Source organism: Herpetosiphon llansteffanensis, from assembly GCF_003205875.1.
Taxonomy (GTDB): domain Bacteria; phylum Chloroflexota; class Chloroflexia; order Chloroflexales; family Herpetosiphonaceae; genus Herpetosiphon; species Herpetosiphon llansteffanensis.
This window is the reverse complement of the sequence record NZ_PUBZ01000168.1, coordinates 1-7534: the sequence shown is the minus strand read 5'-3', so window position 1 is coordinate 7534 and position 7534 is coordinate 1. Positions and strand designations below refer to the sequence as shown.

General features: G+C 47.8%; 6 protein-coding genes. 2 read left to right on the top strand and 4 right to left on the bottom strand.

Annotation, left to right across the window (positions count from 1 at the left end; translation table 11 throughout):
• Window positions 1-205 precede the first annotated feature (205 nt).
• Both C5S61_RS25870 and C5S61_RS25865 read left to right on the top strand, forming a co-directional pair.
• Window positions 206-1285, top strand: a complete 1080-nt coding sequence (locus tag C5S61_RS25870; protein ID WP_110520369.1) for an isocitrate/isopropylmalate family dehydrogenase — start codon at window positions 206-208, stop codon at window positions 1283-1285.
• 378 nt (window positions 1286-1663) lie between these two features.
• Window positions 1664-3850, top strand: a complete 2187-nt coding sequence (locus tag C5S61_RS25865; protein WP_110520367.1) for a tetratricopeptide repeat protein — start codon at window positions 1664-1666, stop codon at window positions 3848-3850.
• Window positions 3851-4036: 186 nt separating this feature from the next.
• On the opposite strand, the gene C5S61_RS25860 is transcribed toward C5S61_RS25865, so the two are convergent.
• The 4 genes from C5S61_RS25860 to C5S61_RS25845 all read right to left on the bottom strand — a co-directional run bounded on the left by C5S61_RS25860 (window position 4037) and on the right by C5S61_RS25845 (window position 7388).
• Window positions 4037-4696 carry a DUF4386 family protein gene (locus C5S61_RS25860; protein WP_164689792.1) on the bottom strand — a complete coding sequence of 220 codons (660 nt, stop codon included), beginning with the start codon at window positions 4694-4696 and terminating at the stop codon, window positions 4037-4039.
• Window positions 4697-5056: 360 nt separating this feature from the next.
• On the bottom strand, window positions 5057-5443 hold the full coding sequence (locus C5S61_RS25855; protein WP_110520362.1) for a hypothetical protein: 387 nt from the start codon (window positions 5441-5443) through the stop codon (window positions 5057-5059).
• Between the two features lie 204 nt (window positions 5444-5647).
• Complete coding sequence (locus C5S61_RS25850; RefSeq protein ID WP_110520360.1) at window positions 5648-5920, bottom strand: hypothetical protein; 273 nt, start codon at window positions 5918-5920, stop codon at window positions 5648-5650.
• Between the two features lie 109 nt (window positions 5921-6029).
• Window positions 6030-7388 (bottom strand): acetyl ornithine aminotransferase family protein, encoded by a 1359-nt coding sequence (locus tag C5S61_RS25845; protein WP_054536904.1) that lies wholly within the window; start codon window positions 7386-7388, stop codon window positions 6030-6032.
• Window positions 7389-7534: the final 146 nt, after the last annotated feature.

Genomic DNA, 7534 nt, shown 5'->3' with positions numbered 1-7534 from the left:
CCCCAACCCCTGATCCCCAATTTTTTATTTTTGCCTTCTGACTTCTGCTTTGGCATTTCATCCCTCATCCTTCATCCTTTCGCTATGTTCTATGCTCTGTGTTCTATGTTCTTCTTAGCACTTTGACAGTAGCGGCACAGACTTGTATCCTTAGGTGAACTTTGTTTATTTTCAAAACGATCGATACGATAAGGAGTTAAGTTAAATGAGTAAGCCAACGATTGTTGTCCTTGAGGGCGATCAAACGGGGCAAGAACTGCTTGAAGAAGGTCTGCGCGTGCTCGACCCTGCGGTGACTGGGGTTGAAGTCGAATTGAAGCGCTACGATCTGAGCCTCGAATCGCGCCGAGCGACCAATAATCAAATTGTGCTGGAAGCAGCTCAAGCCATGAAAGAAGCTGGCTTTGGCTTGAAAGCAGCCACCATCACCCCAGAAAAAGCTGGCGATGTTGGTAGCCCCAACGCAATTCTGCGCGAACAAATCAATGGCACAGTGATTGTGCGGACTGGCCGCCGGATTCCAGGCGTGCGCCCAGTTGGCGGTGCTTATGCCCCAATCTCAGTCATTCGCATGGCCGTTGACGATGCCTATGGTGCTAAAGAATGGCGCGAAGGCGAAGGCGATAATGAAATTGCCTATCGCACCGAAAAAATTACCCGGGGCACGTGTCGCGCTGTTTCAGAATATGCCTTTATGCATGCTCGCCGCATGAAAGCCAAAGTTTTTGGTGGCCCCAAATATACGGTTAGCCCAATCTACGAAGGCATGCTCAAAGAAGAAATGGATGCAGCAGCCAAGCGTTATGCCGATGTGCGCTACGAGCCACAATTGATCGACGCAACCTATGCCTTGCTCTTAACCAACTCTGGCGATCCAATGGTCATCCCAGCGCTCAACCGCGACGGCGATTGCTTGAGCGACTTGGTATTGCAAATGTTCGGCACGATTGCTGGCGCTGAATCATTGCTCTTGGCTTTCGACAAAGATTTCAAGGTTAATGTTGTGATGGCCGAAGCGCCACACGGCACAGCTCCCAGCTTAGAAGGCAAAAATGTTGCCAATCCAATGGCAATGATTTTGGCCTCGGCTGCGTTGCTTGATTATATTGACACCCCGCAAGCCAATATGGCTGCCCGCGCAATCAGCGAAGCCACCTTGGAAGCGGTATACGATGGCGTGCGCACTGCCGATTTGGGCGGTCATACCACTACCACCGATTTTACCGACGAAGTGATTCGCCGCGTCAAAACCAAGATGGAAGTTTGGCCATCACTCGGTAACTAAGCTGCTGATTGTCAGCAATTGACCAATTCGAAAGCACACTGCAACGACGGAGTGTGCTTTTATTGTATTTGGGGGTCGGGTTTGCTTCACGACGAAAGAGGCTATAGGCTTTTGGCTATAGGAATTATGGATAGAGCACAGTACATCCTAATAACTCATAGCCCATAGCCTTACATTCTCTGCGCCTCTGCGTTATTGTCTTGATCCACGAAGGGCACGAAGCACACGAAGAACGGAACCGCGAAGGACACGAAGCTAAGGCTATGGGCTATGAGCTTTTGGTTCAGGATGACCAACCGATCCCCAGCCCCTGACCCCTGATCCCTCGCCCTTTGATTTTTGCCTTTTGACGTTCATTTGACCTTCAGAGGAATTGCCATGAGCAACAGCATTAGTGATTTTATGGGGTCAAACAATAGTTTTGGTGATGTGACTATTGATGCGGTGATTGCAGGCAATAACAATCAAATTAACCAATATTTGCAATTACCAGCCCAAACCGACCCCTTACCTGCTGCATTAGCCAAGTTGGCAACCCTGCCGCAAACCTACGTATCCGAGCGGAGCCAATTACCAGCATATTCGGTTATGCCCTATCAACCACTGAGCGATTTTGTTGGTCGTGAACAGCAGCTAGCTCAATTGGCTCAAGCGATGTTGCGCCCCGACCCAACCATGATTACACCAATAGCTTTTGCCAGTGGCATGGGTGGGATTGGCAAAAGTAGCCTAGCCTTAGAATTTGCTCATCGCTATGGCAGCTATTTTGCTGGCGGCGTATTTTGGTTATACGCTGCAACCAACGAAACTTTGCAAGCCAGCTTTGATCGCTGTTGGGATAGCCTAAAACCAGACGAATGGCGTTATGAAGTCAAACCTGAAACACGACTCCAGGTAGTCCGTGAATTGTTTAATCAGCCGATGCCGCGCTTGTTGATTTTCGATAATTGTGAAGATCCCACATTATTCAATCGCTATCGACCGAATGCTGCGAGTGGCTGCCACGTGCTAGTCACGAGTCGGCGCAGCCAATGGCCAGGCACGATTAATTTAATTGTCCTTGATAGCTTGCCTCCAGCTGAAAGCCGCCAATTGCTCCAACAGCTGGCCGCCCAGCGGAATATCAATAAATACCTCAGCGATGATGATGCTGACCAATTGGCCGATTTAGTTGGGCATTTGCCGTTGGCGTTGCAGCTGATTGGCTCGGCTTTAAAATTCTATTTTCGCAAGCCTGCCGCTGAATATATTGCAGCCCTGCAAAACCAACGACTTGCCAGCTTGCAAACGATGGTCAAACCAACTGACAAACAATCGCAAAACGTGGTTAACCATTTTTGGAGCGTACGCGATACGGTTGCGCTAAGTTATGGCTTGTTGCCCGCCGAATTACGCCAGCCATGTCGGCGTTTATTGCTGCTTATGGCCTATTGCGCGCCAAATGTTGTTATTCCATGGGCGCTCTTACAAGAAGCAAGCGGTTATGCTCGCGATCATTTGACTGAATATCTGTGGGAGCTAGCTCAGGCTGGCTTTTGTAACGACCCAACCCAGCCTCGCTTACATCCGTTGATTGCCGATGTGGCGCTTGATCTTGATGCGCACAACTATCCTCACTATTACGTTGAGGTTGAGCAGGCTCTAACCGAACTCAGCGATACATATGTAGCAGCATGGGCTATGAACGACATTGAGCAACTGTTGCCACACCTTGAATATGCTCATCAACGTGCATGCCAGCGTGCAGAGTACGATGGACGTTTGGTTTACCAACAAGGGTTGTGTTTCCAGAAGCAAAGAAACTATGCGCAGGCGCAGCGTGCCTATCAAGCAGCGATTAACATTTACGATCAAGCAGGTGAAAAAACGTCGCCAGCGGGGTTGAGGATCAAATATACGTTTAATTTAGCCAGCATCCTCGCGCATCAAGGCCAGTATAGCGCGGCGGAAGCCCTCTATCGCGAAATATTGCTGCTGACTGAACAAAAACATGGGAGCACCCATGCTGATGTTTTAGTTATCAAGCATAATTTGGCGGGAATTCTTGGTGAACAAGGTGATTATGCCCAAACTGAGCGGCTTATCCGCGAGATCTTGGCAGTTCAGGAGCAAACGCTTGGCCCAAATGATCCTCAGACGTTAGCGACAAAACACTCCTTAGCGTGGGCAGTGGGCTATCAAGCGCGCTATGCCGAGGCCGAACAACTCTATCGTGAAGTTTTGATAGCCCGTGAAAATCTGCTTGGCAACGAGCATCAGGATACCCTGATTAGCAAATTTGGCTTAGCATGGGTTTTGGCAAGCCAAGCGCGCAACAACGAAGCTGAACAGCTCTATCGCGACGTGCTGATTGCACGTGAACAAAGCCTTGGCGCGCTGCACCCTGATACCATTACCACAAAATATCATTTAGCCCATACGCTGGTTGAGCAAGCACGTTTGAGCGAAGCCGAGGTTTTATTGCAACAGCTTTTGCTTGCATATACCCAAACCTTGGGGCCACAGCATCCCTCCAGTCAAGCAACCAACGCATGGCTTGAACAGGTGCAAAGTTCTTTGGAGTGAGGCTATAGGCTTTTGTAGCCACAAATTCCACGAAGGACATGAAACCGCGAAGAACGCGAAGAACTTTTAGCCACAGATTGACACAGATTTGTTTGATTCGTCTGCTATGCCTTGCGGCTTTTTGATTTTTGATTTTGCCTTCTGCCTTTTGATTTCATCCTTCATCCCTCATCCTTCATACTTTCCCTATGTTCTTTGCTCTATGTTCTTTGCTCTTACTAAAAAAAAACCAACCCACAAAAACCAGCCAATCATGCCTATGCCGAAGATTGAACCAGCCTCGTAGAATGCTGGAAATACGGTTGCAATGCCCGTTGCACCGACCAGCAAGCCACAATAATTCAACAACTTGGGTAAGCGCTTGGTTTGTAGCCCTGCAAGGCTAATTAAACCGACCCACACACCGCCAGGTAACTCGATTGCCCCACCCAGCCCGCTGGCAACTGCCGAAAGTGCGGTCGAAACAGCGAGCGTTTGCTCAGGATTTTGTTGCTGAAGATCGGCAATGATTTTGAGATTGTTGATCAACAACATGCCACTGGAAAGAATCGTAGTCGCCCAAATAACGCCCATAGCTGTGGTTACTTGCATCAACATTGGGGCCGCTTGCTGCATGCGCTGATGTAATGCAATCGCTAGCGGAACCATCCACACGCCCGCGACCAAGTAGATAATGAGATACCACAATGCCATCAAGGTCTGATGTTCGAGCAAGAAGCTGATTTTTTCAGCTTGGCTGGCCGCAAGAAACGGGGCTAAAAGGGTTAAGACCATGCCAATGCCAATAATGTAGGCAAATCCATTGATCAAGGCCGCAATGCCGCCCCATGTTTGTAGCTTGTGCACGCTATCCTCCAAAAACTGTTTGATTTCTGGGCATGAGCATACAAAAATGGTAGCTGTTGGCAGAGACACCAAAGTGTTGTTGTGGAGTGTTTATCGTTTGAGAAGCAACGAAGCTTGAAACCACGAAGAGCACAAAGAGCACGAAGATGCGGCTATTGGCTATCGGCGTTTGGATTGGGAAATCCTTGGAAATTCCCAAAAATGTTCCGCTAGCCGAGTGCCTTCAGTCTATAGCCATCGTTGCTCTGCGCCGCTGCGTTAAACCGTAATCCACGAAGGACTATTTTTAGCCACGAATTGCACGAACCATATTCTGCTAGCCAAAAGCCGTAGGCTCTATTTCTTTGTTCATAGTATGGATTAATAAGAATCTTGAAGAACTTTTTTAAGCAGATCGAAAATTCCTAGTTGAGCAGCCCAATATTCCAAATACGAATGATCAAGCTGCCCTGCTTGAACCTTGACAATCGATTTTACGTCGCGCCATTGTTGATCGGATACGCCTTGCGCCATGCTATACCATTCAAGTTTTGCCAAAATAATATCTTCGGCGGTAGTAATGCATGTACCAATTGCTGTTTCATTCGTTATCTGCTCGTAAACACGTCGATTAAATTGGCTTTGCTCGAAAGGTCGGTTGGTTGGGAGGAAAATATCTATCTTAAATCCTGTGGCCAAATGAATAATGTTAAAAGTTGATCGGAAAGAAGGTGTATTTTGATAATAGTTGACTGCATTAATTGCCATTTCTATTTCAGATTCTTGAATATAAAATTCATTGTGGAGGCGATGAATTAAGCTTGGAATATGTTTTTTATCAATCTTGGCGATAATATCAACATCCTGTGTTGTACGATATTCACCATAGATAATTGAGGCAAATCTCCAACGAAATATTCAATCAATAATTCATCAAATATTTCGGCAATATAAGTCATAATATCTAATGGATTATTCAATGATTTCATTATTACACCATTGCTCGATTGAGCCATATACTTTATGTGCTAGTTCATACCCTAGTTTAATATCAAAAAAACGACGTTGTAATTCGTGATTGTTTGCATGAGGAAAGCGTTTACGCAACCCATAGAAAGCTAGTCGATCACGAGTTTGATTGAGTTGCTCAGCCAAACGTAATTTCTCAACAATGCTCATTGAACGCAGAAGCTTAATTTGGATTTCCTCAGCTTTAGCACTGGTATCAAGGGAAAGTTGGCTCATAAACTACAATCCTTTTGGAATATAGCCATAGTATTAATTTTGATAAGCAATTCAGCAAAACTCTGCGAAGCATAGCATAATCCTACGCTTCGCAGATATTGATTGAACGCTATTTTGCGCCGAGGGCTTGCAAGGTATCGTTCAGCAAATTGATGCCTTCATCAACTTGATCTTTGGTCAGCACCAGCGGCGGGCAGAAGCGGATGGTCGATTTGCCACAGGTCAACAGCAACATCCCACGGCGGAATGATTCTTCCATCACGGCGTTAGAAAGCTCGCCATGGGGATCTTTATTGACGTTATCTTTGATGAATTCCATGCCAATCATCAAGCCACGGCCACGCACATCGCCGATACACTCGTAGCGATCTTCGAGTTCGTGCAGGCGTTGCTTGAAGTAGCCACCAACCTCGTTGGCATTGGCCATCAATTCTTCTTCGGCGAGGCACAAGGTTTCGTAGACGGCGCGCATTGCCAAGGCATTGCCACCGTAGGTATTGCCGTGTGCGCCTGGTTTCCAAACGCTGCTAATTTCTTTGCGCGCGATCATTGCGCCAACTGGCACGCCTGAGCCAATGCCTTTGGCGCTGGTGATGATGTCGGGCACAACGCCTTCATATTCAACCGCCCACATTTTGCCGGTACGGCCAACACCGCTTTGCACTTCATCGGCGATCAACAAAATGCCATGGCGATCGCAGAGTTCGCGCAAGCCTTGCCAGAAGCCTGGGGCTGGCACGACATAACCGCCTTCGCCTTGAATTGGCTCGACGATAATCGCTGCCACATCTTCTGCTGGCGTGGTAGTGGTAAACAAGGTCTTTTCGATGAAATCCAAGCAGATTTCGGCAACCCGTTCTGGCTCAACACCCCATGGCGTGCGATAGGGGTTGGGATAGAAGGCGTGGAATACGCCGGGCATCAAGGGGAAGAAGCCTTTGCGTTGGTACGGCTTGGAAGCCGTTACCGACAAACTGCCATACGAGCGACCATGGAATGAGCTATAGAAGCCAATAATATTTTGGCGTTTGGTGTAATAACGCGCCAATTTGATTGCTGCTTCGACTGATTCGGTGCCGCTATTGGCAAAAAAGACTTGCCACTCGCCTGAGCCAGGCATCAATGAGGTTAATTTTTCGGCAGCTTTAACCATTGGCTCGTTATAAAAATCTGTCCCAGCCATATGGATAAACTTCGCCACCTGATCTTGCAGGGCGCTTACGAGGCGAGGGTGACTGTGGCCAGTTGAAACCACCGCAATCCCTGCGTTTAAATCGAGGTAGCGATTACCATCAACATCCCACACTTCAGAACCAAGGCCACGTTCCATCACAAAAGGATAGACACGTCCACTACATGGGGCCATTACCGCCGTATCGCGATCAACTAGGGCAGTTGCGCGGGGGCCAGGAATCGTCGTCAGCAGATCAGTCACGGGGAACTCCTTAAACAGGTTGATAGGCGACATTGCCAAAATACCCATCCTTGGCACAGTGATCGGTATTATGCTCATTCTATCCGAGCCATTCTAGCCCGTCAAAGATAAAGCAAAAGTCAAAATGGAGAAAGAGCATAGAACATAGAACATAAGGATGAGGGGTTGGGGATCAGGGG

Bases quoted from the DNA above. Each gene is read 5' to 3' on its own strand.
- C5S61_RS25870 (WP_110520369.1), top strand. From the start codon at position 206: ATGAGTAAGCCAACGATTGTTGTCCTTGAGGGCGATCAAACGGGGCAA.
- C5S61_RS25865 (WP_110520367.1), top strand. From the start codon at position 1,664: ATGAGCAACAGCATTAGTGATTTTATGGGGTCAAACAATAGTTTTGGT.
- C5S61_RS25855 (WP_110520362.1), bottom strand. From the start codon at position 5,443: ATGGCAATTAATGCAGTCAACTATTATCAAAATACACCTTCTTTCCGA.
- C5S61_RS25850 (WP_110520360.1), bottom strand. From the start codon at position 5,920: ATGAGCCAACTTTCCCTTGATACCAGTGCTAAAGCTGAGGAAATCCAA.
- C5S61_RS25845 (WP_054536904.1), bottom strand. From the start codon at position 7,388: ATGTCGCCTATCAACCTGTTTAAGGAGTTCCCCGTGACTGATCTGCTG.